Raw genomic sequence first — 14,368 nt, 5'->3', positions numbered from 1 at the left:
CCGGACGGGGCCACGTGTTGCTCCTCCGCGAAGTGGCACGCCGAGGGGTGGGCCGCGGGTCCGCCGGCAGCGCGGAACCACTCCGGTACGGCGAGCAGCGGGACCTCGCGTGCGCACTTCTCCTGCGCCTTCCAGCACCGGGTGCGGAACCGGCACCCGGAGGGCGGGTTCGCCGGGGAGGGCACGTCGCCGCTGAGGATGATCCGCCCGCGCCGCTCCCGCGCCTCGGGGTCGGGCACGGGGGCGGCGGAGAGCAGCGCCTGCGTATAGGGGTGCGTGGGGTGCGCGTAGATCTGCTCGTCGCTGCCGATCTCCACGATCCGGCCGAGGTACATCACGCCGACCCGGTCGGAGATGTGCCGCACGATGGACAGGTCGTGGGCGATGAAGAGGTACGAGAGATCGAACTCGTCCTGCAGCTTCGCCATCAGGTTGATGACCTGCGCCTGCACCGACACGTCGAGCGCGGAGACCGGCTCGTCGGCGACGATGATCTCGGGGCGGAGCGCCAACCCCCGGGCGATACCGATGCGTTGACGCTGGCCGCCGGAGAACTGGTGCGGGTACCGGTTGATGTACTCCGGGTTGAGCCCGACCACGTCCAGGAGGTCCTGGACCTTGCGCCGCCGGTCGCCCTTGGGGGCCGCCTCGGGGTGGATCTCGTACGGCTCACCGATGATGTCCCCGACCGTCATCCGCGGGTTCAGGGACGTGTAAGGGTCCTGGAACACCATCTGGATGTTGCGCCGCACCGCCTTCAGGGCGCGCCCCGAAAGGCGCGTGATGTCCTCGCCCTTGTACCGGATCACTCCGGCCGTCGGCCGTTCCAGGTTCACCAGGAGCTTCGCCACGGTGGACTTGCCGCAGCCGGACTCCCCCACGATGCCGAGGGTCTCGCCGCCGCCCAGCTCGAAGTCGACGCCGTCGACGGCCTTCACGGCGCCGACCTGCTTCTTGAAGAGGATGCCCCGGGTCAGCGGGAAGTACTTGACGAGGCCGCGCACTTCGAGGATGGGTTCAGCGGATCCAGCGGGTTCAGGCGTCACGCAGCGTCTCCCTCCAGAAGTGGCAGGCGCTCCGCCGTGCCCCGTCCTCGGTGACACGGAACAGCGGCGGCTCGTCCGTACGGCAGATGTCCTGGGCGCGCGGGCAGCGCGGGTTGAAGGCGCAACCGGGCGGAATGGCCATCAGGTTGGGCGGCAGCCCCTTGATCGCGTACAGCTCCTCGCCCTTCTGGTCCAGGCGCGGGATCGAGTCGAGCAGACCCCGGGTGTACGGGTGGGCCGGGGCCTTGTAGATGTCGTGCACGGGGGCGTGCTCCACGATGCGCCCCGCGTACATCACCGCGATCTTGTCGGCGACGTCCGCGACCACCCCCAGGTCGTGGGTGATCAGGATGAGGCCCATGTGGAACTCCTGCTGCAACTCGGCCAGGAGGTCCATGACTTGGGCCTGCACGGTCACGTCGAGGGCGGTGGTGGGCTCGTCCGCGATGATCAGCGCGGGTTCGAGCGCCATCGCCATGGCGATCATGATGCGCTGGCGCATACCGCCGGAGAACTGGTGCGGATACTGCCCGACCCGCTCCTTCGCGGCCGGGATCCGCACCCGGTCCATCAGCTCGACCGCCTTGGCCTTCGCGTCCTTCTTCGACATGCCGCGGTGCACGACGAACATCTCGCCGAGCTGGTCCCCGACGGACAGCACCGGGTTCAGGGACGACAGCGCGTCCTGGAAGATCATCGCCATCTCGGCACCACGGACCTTCCGCCGCTCGTCCTCCTTGAGCTTCAGCAGGTCACGGCCCTGGAAGAGGATCTCGCCGCCCGTGATCTTGCCGGGCGGGATGTCGAGGATGCCCATGATCGCCTGCGCGGTCACGGACTTGCCTGAGCCGGACTCACCGAGCACGGCGAGCGTCTCGCCCGCGTCCACCGAGTAGGACACCCCGTTGACCGCCTTGGCGACACCGTCGCGGGTGTGGAACTCGACGTGCAGATCACGTACTTCGAGCAACGGCATGGGCGCTACCTCAGCTTCGGGTCGAGGGCGTCGCGCACCGCGTCGCCGAGCATGATGAACGCGAGCACGGTGATGCTCAGGGCGCCCGCGGGCCAGAGCAGCATGTGCGGGGCGTTGCGGATGGACTGGGCGGCGTTGGCGATGTCGATGCCCCAGGAGACGGTGGGCGGGCGCAGGCCCACACCGAGGAACGACAGGGTCGCCTCCAGGGCGATGTACGTACCGAGCGCGATGGTGGCGACGACGATCACCGGGGCGACGGCGTTGGGCGCGACATGGCGGAGCAGCATCCGCCCGTTGCTGGCGCCGAGGGCCCGCGCGGCCTGCACGTAGTCGTTCTGTTTGGCGGTGATCACCGAGCCGCGGGCGATCCGGGAGACCTGCGGCCAGCCGAGCAGCACGATGAAGCCGACCACCGGCCACACCGTCGTACTGACGACGACCTGGAGCAGTACGAGGCCGCCGAGGATCACCGGGATGCCGAAGAAGATGTCGGCGATCCGGGAGAGCAGCGCGTCCCACCAGCCGCCGAAGAACCCGGCGAGCCCGCCGAGCAGACTGCCGAGCAGGGCGGCGCCGATGGTCGCGCAGACGCCGACGGTGATGGAGGCGCGGGCCCCGTACACGACACGGGTATAGACGTCGCAGCCCTGGTTGTCGAAGCCGAAGGGGTGGCCGGGGGACGAGCCCAACTGGCGGTCGGCCAGGTGGCATTCGTTCGGGTCGCCGCTGGCGATGAGCTGCGGCCAGATCGAGATGAGCACCAGGAACAGGATCAGCAGCGAGGAGACCAGGAAGACCGGGTTGCGGCGCAGTTGGTGCCAGGCGTCGGACCACAGGCTGCGCGGCTTGCCCGCGGGCCCGGTGCCCAGCGGCCCGCCCGGCGTCTTCTCCAGCGTCTCCGCCTCGCTCATCGCCAGATCCATGCCACCGCCCGCGCCGGACGGGGCGATGGCCTGCTGCGGGTCGTACGGCTCAGGCATAACGGATCCTCGGGTCCAGGACCGCGTAGAGGAGGTCGACGAGCAGGTTGGCGATCAGGAAGACGATCACCAGGATGGTCACGAAGCCCACCACGGTGGGGGCGTTGTTGCGCAGGATGCCTTGGTAGATCTGGTAGCCGACGCCATGGATGTTGAAGATCGTCTCGGTGACGATGGCGCCGCCCATGAGGGAGCCGATGTCGGTGCCGATGAACGTGACCACCGGGATCAGCGAGTTCCGCAGCAGATGCCGGGTGATGATCCGGCGCCGCGGCAGCCCCTTGGCCACGGCGGTCCGCAGATAGTCGGCGCGCACGTTCTCCGCGATGGACGTACGGGTCAGCCGGGTCACGTACGCGAGGGAGACCAGGGCGAGCACGATGCCGGGCAGGATCAGCTCGTTGAGGGGCGCGTCCACGGAGACCGTCGGCCGGATCACGTCCCACTTCACGCCGAACAGGTACTGCAGCACATAGCCGCTCACGAACGTCGGGATGGAGATGACGACGAGGGTGAGCACGAGGACCGAACTGTCGATGAAATGGCCCCTCTTGAGGCCGCTGAGCACCCCGAGCGTGATGCCGACGACGAGTTCGATGAAGATGGCGACCATGGTGAGCCGCAGCGTCACCGGGTAGGCGGCGGCCATGAGTTCGGTGACCGGCTGGCCGTTGAACGCGGTGCCGAAGTCGCCCTGGAAGATCTGCCCCATGTAGTGCAGGTACTGCTTCCACAGGGGCTGGTCGAGATAGAGCTCCTCGCGGATACGGGCCGCGGTGGCGGGGTCCGGCGCCTTGTCCCCGAAGAGGGCGGCGACCGGGTCCCCGAGCGCGAACACCATCATGAAGATCAGGAAGGTACTGCCGATGAAGACCGGGGCCATCTGGATCAGCCGCCGGATCACATAGCGTCCCATGAAGGGTCTCCCTGCGTAGGGCGGCGAAAGGTCAGTCGACCTTGATCTGGTCGTAGACCGGGACGCTGAACTGGTTGAGCTGGACGCCGGAGACCAGCTCCGAGTAGCCCGCGGAGCCGTTCTGGTACCAGAGCGGGATGGCCGGCATCTGGTCGGCGAGGATCTTCTCGGCGTCCTGGAACTTCGCCACGGCCGCGGCCTGGTCGCTCTCCTGGTTGGCCTCGCGGACGAGCCGGTCGAAGTCCTTGTTCTCGAACTTGCCGTAGTTCGAGGAGCCGCCGGTCGCGTAGAGCGGCTGCAGGAAGTTCTGGATCAGCGGGTAGTCCGCCTGCCAGCCGGAGCGGAACGGGCCCGTCATCTTGAAGTTGGACTGCTGGTTCTTGAAGTCGGCGAACGTACCGACCGGGTTCACCGTGCACACCGAGCCCTTGCCGAGCGCGTTGTTGATGCTGTTGCAGACCGCGTCCATCCACTCGCGGTGCGAGCCGGTGTCCACGTTCGAGGTCAACTGGACCTTGCCGCCCGGCAGTCCACCGCCTTCCTCGATCAGCTTCTTGGCCTGCTCCGGGTCGTACTCACAGGCGTCACCGCACAGGCCCGCCTTGTAGCCGCCCTTCTCGTGCAGCGCCGGGGAGGTCCAGTCGGTGGCCGGGGTGCGGGTCTCCTCGAAGATCTGCTTGGTGATCTCGTCCCGGTTGATCGCCTTGGACAGGCCCGTGCGCACCTTCTCCATGCCGGGTTTGCCCCACCGCGGGTCGTACATCGGGAAGACCACGGTCTGGATGATCAGCGCGGGCTGGTTGATGTACCGGTCGGCGAGGTCGGCCTTCACGTTCTTCAACTGCTTGGCCGGCACGTCGTCGACGAGGTCGAGGTTGCCCGCCAGCAGGTCGGTGTACGCGGTGTTGTTGTCGGTGTAGACGACCAGGTCCACACCGCCGTTCTTCGCCTTGTCAGGACCCTTGTACGCGTCCCACGCGCGCAGCTTCATCGACGCGCCCTTGGTGTACGAGTCCACCGTGTACGGGCCGTTGCCGACCGGCTTCTCCAGCCAGGCCTCGTGGTCCTTGAAGAAGGACTCGGGCAGCGGGGAGAACGCCTGGTAGCCGAGGGTCTCGGGCCAGCTGGAGAACTTCTCGTTCAGCTTGACCGTGAACGTCTTCGCGTCCTTCACGACCAGGCCCGACATCGTCTTGGCCTTGGCGTTCCCGGACTCCGGGTGGACGTCCTCGTACCCCTCGATGTTGGCGAAGAACGGGGAGTTGTTCTGCTTGCTGTCGATGTGCGCGCCGTAGTTCCAGGCGTCCACGAAGGACTTGGCGGTGACCTTCTCGCCGTTGCTGAACGTCCAGCCGTCCTTCAGGGTGACCGTGAAGTTCTGCTGGTCGGTGGTGGCGATCTTCTCGGCGACCATGTCCTGGGCCTCGCCGGTCTTCGGGTCGTACCGCTTCAGACCCCGGAAGAGCATGTCGAGGACCTTGCCGCCCTGCACCTCGTTGGTGTTGGCCGGCTCGATCGGGTTCTGCGGGTCGCCCCAGGACGACCGCACGATCCCGGCACCGTCATCGCTGCCGCCGCCACCGCAGGCCGTCGCCGCGAGGGCGACGGAGACGGCGCACACGGCCCACTTGGCGTGCGTGGCTCCGCGCATGGAGTGCCTCCTCGTTCAGGCCGACTGCCGATCAGGGCACATACGCCCCAGTAGGGCCCAATACACCCCAGCCCTGAACGGCCCGCATCTCCACGACCGCTTCCTTGGCCCCTCAGACGCAGAAACCCCCCGGATGCCCGATGCGGGCTTCCGGGGGGTGCTGTACGTCGACGCTCAGGCCGCGTGCACCACGTCCTTCTCCTCGGCGAAGTGGCACGCCGACTCGTGCGCCGCCGGGGTGTCGGCGCCCTTGAAGCGCTCCGGGACCGCGAGCAGCGGCACCTCGGTGGAGCACTTGTCCTGCGCCTTCCAGCAGCGGGTGCGGAAGCGGCAGCCGGACGGCGGGTTCGCCGGAGAGGGGACGTCACCGGTGAGGATGATCCGCTCACGGCCCTCGCGGGCCTCCGGGTCGGGCACCGGCACCGCGGACAGCAGGGCCTGCGTGTACGGGTGCGTCGGGTGGTCGTAGATCTGCTGGTCGGTGCCGATCTCGGCCATCTTGCCGAGGTACATCACACCGACCCGGTCGGAGATGTGCCGCACGATGGACAGGTCGTGCGCGATGAAGAGGTACGAGAGGTTGAACTCGTCCTGCAGCTTCTCCATCAGGTTGATGACCTGCGCCTGCACCGACACGTCGAGCGCGGAGACCGGCTCGTCGCAGATGATGATCTCCGGATTGAGCGCCAACCCCCTTGCGATACCGATGCGTTGACGCTGGCCGCCGGAGAACTGGTGCGGGTACCGGTTGATGTACTCCGGGTTGAGGCCCACCACGTCCAGGAGGTCCTGGACCTTGCGGCGACGGTCACCCTTGGGGGCCGCCTCCGGGTGGATCTCGTACGGCTCACCGATGATGTCGCCGACCGTCATCCGCGGGTTCAGCGAGGTGTACGGGTCCTGGAACACCATCTGGATGTTGCGGCGCACTGCCTTCAGGGCGCGCCCCGAGAGCCGGGTGATGTCCTGGCCCTTGTAGTACACCTCGCCCGCGGTGGCCTTCTCCAGGAGCATGAGCAGCTTGGCCACGGTGGACTTGCCGCAGCCGGACTCGCCCACGATGCCCAGGGTCTCGCCCTGGTACAGGTCGAAGGAGATCCCGTCGACCGCCTTGACCGCGCCGATCTGCCGCTTCAGGACGATGCCCTGGGTCAGCGGGAAGTGCTTGACCAGGTTGCGCACCTGAAGGATCGGCTCACCGCGCTCGACGGGCGCCTCGATCGCCTCGACGGCCGCGCTCTCGGTCGCCGCGGCGCCGGACGCGTCCACCTCGGAGACGTTGGGCGTCGCGTCCATCGGCTCGTCGCCCTTGTTCAGCTCAGCCATGGATCGTCTCCTTCCAGAAGTGGCAGGCGCTGCCGCGGCCGGCGATCTCGCCGCCGCCCTGCTCGGACACCTGATGCAGGACGGGTACGTCCGTACGGCAGATGTCCTCGGCCTTCGGGCAGCGCGGGTTGAAGGCGCAGCCCCCGGGAATCCGGGTCAGGTTGGGCGGCAGGCCCTTGATCGCGTACAGCTCCTGGCCCTTCTGGTCCAGGCGCGGGATCGAGTCGAGCAGACCCCGGGTGTACGGGTGCGCCGGGCGCTTGTACAGCTCGTGCACCGGCGCGGTCTCCACGATCCGGCCCGCGTACATCACCGCGATCTTGTCGGCGACGTCCGCGACCACGCCCAGGTCGTGGGTGATCAGGATGAGGCCCATGTTGAACTCCTGCTGCAACTCAGCGAGGAGGTCCATGACCTGGGCCTGCACCGTCACGTCGAGCGCCGTGGTGGGCTCGTCCGCGATGATCAGGTCGGGCTCGAGCGCCATCGCCATGGCGATCATGATGCGCTGGCGCATACCGCCGGAGAACTGGTGCGGGTAGTCGTTCACCCGCTCCTTGGCGGCCGGGATCCGCACCCGGTCCATCAGCTCGATGGCCTTGGCCTTGGCCTGCTTCTTGCTCATGCCCTGGTGGACGCGGAACATCTCGCCGAGCTGATAGCCCACGGAGAGCACCGGGTTGAGGGCGGAGAGCGCGTCCTGGAAGATCATCGCGATCTTCTGGCCGCGGATCTTGCGCCGCTCCTCGTTGGACATGGTGAGCATGTCCTCGCCGCGGAAGCGGATCTCGCCCTGCGGGATCCGGCCGGGCGGCATGTCGAGGATGCCCATGATCGCCTGCGCGGTCACGGACTTGCCGGAGCCGGACTCACCGAGCACGGCGAGCGTCTCGCCCGCGTCCACGGTGTAGTTGACGCCGTTGACCGCCTTGGCCACACCGTCTCGGGTGTGGAACTCGACGTGCAGGTCGCGCACTTCGAGCAGCGGGCCGTCGGACTCGGACCCGCCGCGCGGGCCCGGGACGCTCATGGTCTTGTCGATGATGGTCACGTACGCCCTCCTCAGCGCAGCTTCGGGTCGAGGGCGTCGCGGACCGCGTCGCCGAGCATGATGAACGCGAAGACCGTGAGAGTCAGCATTCCGGCCGGGAACATCAGCGCGTGCGGGTTGTCCCGGATCGCCTTGGAGGCCTCGGAGATGTCGATGCCCCAGGAGATCGCCGGCTCGGAGAGTCCGAGGCCGAGGTACGAGAGCGTCGCTTCCGCCGAGATGTAACCGCCGAGGGCGATCGTGGCGACGACGATGGTCGGCGCGAGGGCGTTCGGCATCACGTGCCGGAACAGCATCCGTGTGGTGCTCGCGCCGAGGGCGCGGGCGGCCGTCACGTAGTCCGCCTGCTTCGCCGTGATCACCGAACTGCGGGTGACGCGGGCGATGGAGGTCCAGCCGAGGAAGGTGAGGGCAAGGACCACCACGTACACCTTGCGGTCGGTGAAGGCGTTCAGGACGACCATCGTGCCGAGCAGGAACGGGATGCCGAAGAAGATGTCCGTGAGGCGCGAGATGACCGAGTCGATCAGGCCGCCGAAGTAGCCCGCCAGCATGCCGAGCAGACCGCCGAGGAACGTGACCGCCGCGGTGACGCCCACGCCGACGAGGATCGAGTTACGGGTGCCGTGGATGACGCGGGCGTAGATGGAGCGGCCCTGGCCGTCGTAACCGAACCAGTCGGGCTGGAAGAAGTGCGTCAGCTCGGGCTTGCTCAGGAAGTGGTTCGTCAGGTCGCCCTTGGTGGGGTCGGCGCTGGTGAACAGGCCCGGGAAAGCCGCGATCAGCAGGAGGATCACGAGCAGGATGGCCGACACCCAGAACATCGGGCGGTGCCGCAGCTCGAACCACGCGTCGCCCCAGAGGGAACGGGGCTTGCGCTGCTCGGTCTTGACCACATCGGCCGGGGCGGCCGCGGTCTCCTCGGTTGCCGTGAGCGTGGTCGATGAGGTGTCAGGCATACCGGATCCTCGGGTCCAGGACCGCGTACAGCAGGTCGATGACGAGATTGATCACGAGAATGACGAGGACGAGGACCGTCACCACACCGACGATCGTGCTGCCCTCGCTCGTCTGGATCGCCCGGAAGAGCAGGTTGCCGATGCCCTGCACGTTGAAGATGCCCTCGGTGATGACGGCGCCGCCGATGAAGCCGCCGACGTCCGTGCCGATGAAGGTGATCACCGGGATCAGCGAGTTCCGCAGCAGGTGCACGCCCACGATGCGGCGCCGCGGCAGGCCCTTGGCGAGCGCGGTGCGCATGTAGTCGGCGCGCAGGTTCTCCGCGAAGGTCGTCCGGGTCAGCCGGGCCACGTACGCCATGGAGAGCATGGCGAGGACGAAGGCCGGCAGGAACAACTCGGCGAGATTCGTGGAGTCCTGGACGTTCGGCGGCAGCCAGCCGAGCTCGTCCGCGAGGACGAAGCGCGCGAGGTAGCCGAGCACGAACACCGGGATCGAGATGACCAGGAGCGTGAAGATGAGCACGCCCGAGTCGGCGGCCTTGCCCGCCTTGAGTCCCGCCCAGGCACCGAGTCCGATGCCGACGATGATCTCGATGGTGATGGCGAGCAGGGTGAGCCGGAGCGTCACCGGGAACGCCTCGGTCATCACGTCGATGACCTGACGGCCACCGAAGGTCTTGCCGAAATCTCCCTGGAAGAGATTCAGCATGTAGTCGATGTACTGCTTCCATACGGGCTGATCGAGCCCGAACTCATGGCGCAGTGCGGCGACCTGAGCGGGGTCGGCCGCCTTGTCGCCCCACATCGCCCGGATGGGATCTCCGGGAAGGATGTGGACCATGAGGAAAATCAACAGAGTCGTCCCGACGAAGATCGGGATCATCTGGAGCAGTCGCCTGGCGGCGTAGCGCCCCATCATGCCTCCATGCCGTGAGGGGTCCCGTCGCGACGGCCAGCACTCTTCATCAACCGCGGGTGGGGGGTGGAGAGTTACGGGCCTACGCCTACGGCCCGATACCGCCGCGCCCTGTCGAAGAGGGCGCGGCGGTTCGGGCCTGCGGTCCCGGAACTTACTTCTTCTTCACCTGGATGTCGGTGAAGATCGGGTCGCCGTCCTGGCCGTAGGGGATCTTGCCGAAGACGTTGGTCGACTGGCCGCTGTTGACCTTGTAGAACCACAGCGGGATGCCCGGCATGTCCTTGACGAGGAGCTGCTCGGCCTCCTGGTACAGCTTCACCGTCTCCTCAAGGGTCGGAGCCTTGTCCGCCTTGGCGGCCAGCTCGTCGAACTCCTTGTTGGAGTAACCGCTGGTGTTACCGGCGGCGGTGGTGCCGTACAGGTCCCTCATGAAGTTCGAGTTGACCGGGTAGTCGAGCACCCAGCCACTGCGGTAGAAGGACTTGACCTGCTTCTTGTCACGCGCGTTCAGGTCGGCCTGGAAGGTCGGCTTGGAGGCGCCCACGCACTCGACACCGGTGGCCTGCTTGATGGAGTTGCAGACCGCGTCGACCCAGGGCTTGTGGTCCTGGTCGGCGTTGTACTGGATCGAGAGCTTGTTGCCCGGGACGCCGCCACCCTCCTTGATGAGGGCCTTGGCCTTCTTCGGGTCGAACTTGACGATGTCCCCGGCGGCACCGGCCTTGTAGCCGATCACACCACGGGCGACGAACGAGTCGGCCGGGGTACGGGAGTTGTGCAGCACCGTCTTGGTGATCTGCTCACGGTTGATCGCCATGGACAGACCCTGGATGACCTTCGGGTCGATGTCCTTGAACTGCTTGCCGTAGAAGGCCGGGACGATCGTCTGGATCGAGGAGTACTCCTCGTCGATCGCGCGCTTGCCCAGGTCCTGCTTGTAGTTGGTGAGCGCGGTGGTCGGGACCTGCTCGATCCAGTCCAGGTTGTCCGAGCGCAGGTCCGAGTAAGCGGCGTCCGCGGTCGTGTAGTTCTTGAAGTCGATGCCGCCGTTCTTCGCGGCGTTCGGACCCTTGTAGTCCGCGTTCTTGCGGACCTTGATCAGCTTGTTGTGGTCCCACGAGACGAACTTGTAGGGGCCGTTGCCGATCGGCTTCTCGCCCGCGGCCTTCGGGTCCTTGAAGAAGGACTCCGGGAGCGGGGCCCACACGTCGTAGCCGAGCTTGTACGAGAAGTACGACACCGGGCCGTTGAGGCTGATGGTGAAGGTGGTCTCGTCGACGGCCTTCAGGCCGGACATCTTGTCGGCCTTGGGGTCACCCTTCTCCGGGTGGACGTCCTCGTAGCCCTTGATGTCCTGGAACCAGCTGGAGTTGGTCTGGTTGTTCTTGACGTTGGCCGACCAGTTCCACGAGTCGATGTACGACTGCGCGGTGACCGGGGTGCCGTCGTGGAACTTCCAGCCCTTCTTGAGCTTCACGGTCCAGACGGAGGAGTCCTTGTTGGGCTCGACCGACTCGGCGTTGATGTACTGCAGCTTGCCGGTGCCGGGCTCGTAGTCGACGAGCGTGGCGAACACGGTGCGCAGGACACGGGAGCCCTGGCTCTCCTTGGCGTTGGCGGGCTGCAGGGGGTTCTGCGGCTCGCTCAGCTGGGCGGTGACGATGCCCTTCGGGTCGGCGGACCCCTTGTTCATGTCGTCACTGCCCGCTTCGCCGCCACCGCCACAGGCGGTCGCGCCCAGTGCGACGACGCCGGCTATCGCGACCCACTTGGCGCTCTTGGCACCGCGCATGGGTTCCTCCTCATGAGTCCACTTGTTCACTACAAGAGGGGGCACGAGAAATCCCACCGACACCCCTGACGGCGAGAGTTGATGTACCCCGTGTGCTCGTGAGTCGGCGCTCCCCACAGCGCGTGACCCATTGACCCGAGCTCTACGCGCTCAACTATTAGCCATGGGCTACGACCCGGCCACAGTCTTTTGGTCTCGGTTCGATCACACCTGACGTGTACATCTTCCGAAATCTGGACAAACCGATCCGAGATAGATGGCCGCGAAACGGACTCGTTACACATCTATCGGTCAGCAACGTCCGGAATCCGGACGGCCGGTGAGACAAAATCAGTTGCGCGAACCGCGGTACGCGCCGAACCGCGCAAGGACCGTTCAAGGCGCGTAGACCCTACTCCGAAATCCGCCCCGAAAACACCGAATGGCCCGACCCTACGCCGAAGTTGGGCGTCGAGTCGGGCCAGTCGGAAAGCCGCTGGCGGCTGCCTTTAGCTGTTCTTGGCGCGCGAGGCGGCGCGGGCACGCGTGGTCTTGTCCAGGTTGACCTTGCGGATACGCACGGCCTCCGGGGTCACCTCGACGCACTCGTCGTCGCGGCAGAACTCCAGGCACTGCTCCAGGGAGAGCTTGCGGGCCGGCACCACGTTCTCGGTGGTGTCCGCGGAAGCCGCACGCATGTTGGTGAGCTTCTTCTCCTTGGTGATGTTCACGTCCATGTCGTCGGAGCGCGAGTTCTCGCCGACGATCATGCCCTCGTACACCTCGGTGCCGGGCTCGGTGAACAGGACACCGCGCTCCTGCAGGTTGATCATCGCGAACGGCGTGACCGAACCGGCGCGGTCGGCGACCAGCGAACCGTTGTTACGGGTCTGCAGGGTGCCGAACCACGGCTCGTGGCCCTCGTGGATCGAGTGCGCGATACCCGTACCGCGGGTGTTGGTGAGGAACTCCGTACGGAAGCCGATGAGGCCACGCGACGGGACGACGAACTCCAGACGGACCCAGCCGGAGCCGTGGTTCGACATGTTGTCCATGCGGCCCTTGCGGACACCCATGAGCTGGGTGACGGCGCCCATGTGCTCCTCGGGCACGTCGATCGTCATGCGCTCGACCGGCTCGTGGGTCTTGCCGTCGATCTCCTGCGTGACGACCTGCGGCTTGCCGATGGTCAGCTCGAAGCCCTCACGGCGCATCTGCTCGACCAGGATGGCGAGCGCCAGCTCACCGCGGCCCTGCACCTCCCAGGCGTCCGGGCGCTCGGTGTCGAGGACGCGCAGCGAGACGTTACCGATCAGCTCGCGGTCCAGACGGTCCTTGACCTGGCGGGCCGTCACCTTGCGGTCCTTGACCGAGGCCTTGGCGTCCGCGCCCTTGCCGGAGCTGCCGCGGCCGACCAGCGGCGAGGTGTTGGCGCCGATGGTCATGGAGATGGCCGGCTCGTCCACCGTGATGAGCGGCAGCGCGACCGGGTTCTCCGGGTCGGCCAGGGTCTCGCCGATCATGATGTCCGGGATACCGGCGACGGCACAGATGTCACCGGGGCCGGCCACCTCGGCGGGCTTGCGGGTGAGCGCCTCGGTCATCATCAGCTCGGAGATGCGGACGTTCGAGACCGAACCGTCGCGCTTCATCCAGGCCACGGTCTGGCCCTTGCGCAGCTCGCCCTGCTCGACGCGGAGCAGCGCGATACGGCCGAGGAAGTTGTCGGCGTCGAGGTTGGTGACGTGCGCCTGCAGCGGGCCGCCCTCGTCGTACTCCGGCGCGGGGACGTGCTGGAGCAGCGTGGTGAAGAACGGCTCCAGGCTGTCGCTGTCGGCCGGGACGGTGCCGTCCTCCGGCTTGGTCAGCGAGGCGACGCCGTCACGGCCACAGGCGTAGACGATCGGGAACTCGATCTGGTCCTCGTCGGCGTCCAGGTCGAGGAAGAGGTCGTACGTCTCGTTGACGACCTCGTCGATCCGGGAGTCCGGGCGGTCCGTCTTGTTGATGCAGAGGATGACGGGCAGCCGCTGCTGAAGGGCCTTGCGGAGCACGAAGCGCGTCTGCGGCAGCGGGCCCTCGGAGGCGTCGACGAGCAGCACGACCGCGTCCACCATCGACAGGCCGCGCTCGACCTCACCACCGAAGTCGGCGTGGCCGGGGGTGTCGATGATGTTGATCGTGATGGCCTCGCCGCCATCCTTGGGGTGGTACTTGACGGCCGTGTTCTTGGCCAGGATCGTGATGCCCTTCTCACGCTCCAGGTCGTTCGAGTCCATCATGCGGTCGTCGAGCGACTCGGCGGCGTGCGCGGCGAAGGCACCGGCCTGCTTGAGCATGGCGTCGACGATGGTCGTCTTGCCGTGGTCGACGTGAGCGACGATGGCGACGTTACGAATGTCATGGCGCGTGGGCATACGAGCTGCGCTTCTCCCAAGAAGAGTGGAGGGCCAGTTGCGTACGGTCCGGTACGCGGTCCCTGCCGGGCTGAACACGCCACGGCCTCACCCCATCGTACGTGGACCTCGCGGGGGCGGCACGGTCGGGGTTGCTCGGGGCGTCTGAGCTGGGGGTACGTCCCCCTTGGCCCCTACTTCGACACGCCCCGCGGCCCACCGCACCGCCGATCGCCCTCCGGGCTCGTCCTCAAACGCCGGACGGGCTGATTCTGGGCTGACCTTTTCAGCTCCAGCGCAGCAAATTCAGCCCCGGTCCGGAAAATTCAGCCCCTCCGGCGTTTGAGGAGCGGGGGTCCGGGGGCGGAGCC

Annotated in this window: 11 protein-coding genes; all 11 read right to left on the bottom strand. The window is 67.0% G+C overall.

Annotated elements, in window-relative coordinates; genetic code table 11:
• Positions 1-1,046 (bottom strand): ABC transporter ATP-binding protein (locus GUY60_RS22190; protein WP_161700552.1); only part of this gene is annotated, 1,046 nt, incomplete at its 3' end.
• Entirely contained in the window at positions 1,036-2,022 is a 987-nt protein-coding gene (locus GUY60_RS22185; RefSeq protein WP_161700550.1) for an ABC transporter ATP-binding protein, read from the bottom strand. The genes GUY60_RS22190 and GUY60_RS22185, both read right to left, overlap by 11 nt.
• 5 nt (positions 2,023-2,027) lie before the next feature.
• A complete protein-coding gene (locus GUY60_RS22180; protein ID WP_161700548.1) occupies positions 2,028-3,005 on the bottom strand; it encodes an ABC transporter permease in 978 nt (325 codons plus the stop codon).
• Positions 2,998-3,921, bottom strand: coding sequence for an ABC transporter permease (locus GUY60_RS22175; protein ID WP_161700546.1), 924 nt, complete (start codon positions 3,919-3,921; stop codon positions 2,998-3,000). The genes GUY60_RS22180 and GUY60_RS22175 overlap by 8 nt, the downstream gene beginning before the upstream one ends.
• 31 nt (positions 3,922-3,952) lie before the next feature.
• Entirely contained in the window at positions 3,953-5,572 is a 1,620-nt protein-coding gene (locus tag GUY60_RS22170) for a peptide ABC transporter substrate-binding protein (protein ID WP_161700544.1), read from the bottom strand.
• Between the two features lie 174 nt (positions 5,573-5,746).
• Positions 5,747-6,898 carry an ABC transporter ATP-binding protein gene (locus GUY60_RS22165; protein WP_161700542.1) on the bottom strand — a complete coding sequence of 384 codons (1,152 nt, stop codon included), beginning with the start codon at positions 6,896-6,898 and terminating at the stop codon, positions 5,747-5,749.
• A complete protein-coding gene (locus GUY60_RS22160) occupies positions 6,891-7,949 on the bottom strand; it encodes an ABC transporter ATP-binding protein (protein WP_161700540.1) in 1,059 nt (352 codons plus the stop codon). The genes GUY60_RS22165 and GUY60_RS22160 overlap by 8 nt, the downstream gene beginning before the upstream one ends.
• 11 nt (positions 7,950-7,960) lie before the next feature.
• Positions 7,961-8,908, bottom strand: a complete 948-nt coding sequence (locus GUY60_RS22155) for an ABC transporter permease (protein WP_161700538.1) — start codon at positions 8,906-8,908, stop codon at positions 7,961-7,963.
• Entirely contained in the window at positions 8,901-9,827 is a 927-nt protein-coding gene (locus tag GUY60_RS22150) for an ABC transporter permease (RefSeq protein ID WP_161700536.1), read from the bottom strand. Before GUY60_RS22150 ends, GUY60_RS22155 begins: the two co-directional genes overlap by 8 nt.
• A gap of 154 nt (positions 9,828-9,981) precedes the next feature.
• Complete coding sequence (locus GUY60_RS22145; RefSeq protein ID WP_161700534.1) at positions 9,982-11,622, bottom strand: peptide ABC transporter substrate-binding protein; 1,641 nt, start codon at positions 11,620-11,622, stop codon at positions 9,982-9,984.
• Between the two features lie 488 nt (positions 11,623-12,110).
• Positions 12,111-14,018 carry a translational GTPase TypA gene (typA, locus tag GUY60_RS22140; protein WP_161700532.1) on the bottom strand — a complete coding sequence of 636 codons (1,908 nt, stop codon included), beginning with the start codon at positions 14,016-14,018 and terminating at the stop codon, positions 12,111-12,113.
• Positions 14,019-14,368 lie beyond the last annotated feature (350 nt).

Source organism: Streptomyces boluensis (assembly GCF_009908195.1).
GTDB classification, from domain to species: domain Bacteria; phylum Actinomycetota; class Actinomycetes; order Streptomycetales; family Streptomycetaceae; genus Streptomyces; species Streptomyces boluensis.
The sequence above is the reverse complement of the archived record's forward strand: the minus strand, read 5'-3'. Positions and strand labels throughout refer to the sequence as shown.